General features: G+C 69.3%; 1 protein-coding gene. It reads right to left on the bottom strand.

Translation table 11 applies throughout. The features are described 5' to 3' along the window. A partial coding sequence (locus BUF17_RS21955) for a beta strand repeat-containing protein (protein WP_175563774.1) occupies positions 1–1,661 on the bottom strand: 1,661 nt, incomplete at both ends.

Genomic DNA, 1,661 nt, shown 5'->3' with positions numbered 1-1,661 from the left:
ACGAAGCGTCCCAGACGAAACCGTCGTGACACCCGTGTAGCTGTTGTCGGCGGTGAATGTCAGCGTGCCCGCACCGGCCTTCGTCAGCGAACCAATGCCGGAAATCTCGCTCGCGACGGCGATGTCGAACCCGTTCGTGTCGATCGTGCCGCCACCGGTCGCAAGCGTCACGTCACCCGCCGAGAACCCCGACAGGTAGTCGGACTGGCTCGCCGACGCCCGCAGGACGCCCTCATCAAGCGTGACGGCCGCTCCGGTCGCGCCCGAGACCTTCACGATCTGGCCCGCGACCACAACGCCCCCGTCCCCCACGGAAAGCGTGCCGCTGCCAATGTTGGCGACCGTCAGCGTCCCTGTGCCGAGATCCAGCCGCGAACCCGTGCCGGTGACGACGATGGTGCCATTGCCCGTCGCAGAATAACGGCCCATCTCGGCGCTGTCGGCCGTGACCACGCCGCCGTCGGCGATGGTCAGCGTGCCCGTGCCGGAATCGCCGACATAAAGCGCCTCTGCCGCCCAACTCGAATCGGCACCCGTGACGGTCGCCGTGGCGACCGCACCGCTGCTGTAGCCGATGCGGCCCGTGCCGGTGATCAGGCTCGCACCGTCCTCGACGAGGAGCGTGCCGAGGCCCGAATAGCCGACCGTGAGGGTGGCCGTTCCCAGGGTCCAGGTCGACCCCGCCCCGGTGACGGTGACCGAGCCGAGATCGCCGTTGTCGCTGGCAAGTTCCGACGATCCGCTCGTCACCCGCCCACCGGCCGAGATCGTGAGCGATGCAGAGAGGGCGGAGTCGCCGACATAGAGAGAGTTCGTTCCGAGGTTCCAGTGCGAGCCCGATCCCGTCACCGTGGCCGAGCCGGTGGAGCCGGAATTGTCGGCGATGTAGCCGGTTCCGCTGGTGACCACGCCGCCGGCGGAGACAAGGAGCGTGCCGCTACCGCTGCGCCCGACATTCAGCGAGCTGTTGCCGAGGTTCCAGATCGAGCCCGATCCCGTCACCGTGGCCGTGCCCGTGCTGCCTGCCTCGCTGCCGAGATAGCCGCTGCCGCTCGTCACCAGTCCGCCGTCCGACACCGTCAGCGAGCCGGAGCCGTACCTACCGACCGTGAAGGAGCCCGCGTTCATCTGCGAACCGCTGCCCGAGACCGTCAACGTGCCGATACTGCCGGCCTGGCTGCCGACTTCGACCGACCCGCCGCCCGTCACCTTGCCGGCCGCGGTCACTTCCAGCGTGCCAGTGCCCGCATCGCCGACGCGGATGGTATCGTAATCGCGGTTCCAGGCCGTGCCGGTTCCGGTGACCACGATCTTGGCGGTCTCGCCGCTCGCGCCCGCAATCGTGATGGCGCCCCCCGACATGCTGCCACCGCCCGAAAGCTGCAGCGTACCGGCGGAAACGGTGGTGCCGCCGGTATAGGTGTTCGTGCCCGACAGAATGAGCGTGCCGGCGCCGGTCTTCTCCAGCCCGGCCGTGCCGGCGAGAACCGAGGCGATGGTCGCCGTGCCGCTGTCGACCATGATCGCCGGGGTCAGCCCGGCGGCGAACGCGGCGAGCGTGATGCCCTGGCCCGTCACCGTGTAGCCGTCGGTCATGAAGTCCATGCCGACGACCTGCGGGTTGGTCGCGCCCGCGATCGTCACCGTGCCGGCCGTGCCGC

The sequence above is a fragment of the Pseudoxanthobacter soli DSM 19599 genome (assembly GCF_900148505.1).
Taxonomy (GTDB): domain Bacteria; phylum Pseudomonadota; class Alphaproteobacteria; order Rhizobiales; family Segnochrobactraceae; genus Pseudoxanthobacter; species Pseudoxanthobacter soli.
Note: the sequence above shows the minus strand (reverse complement) of the source record. Positions and strands in the feature narration are given on the sequence as shown.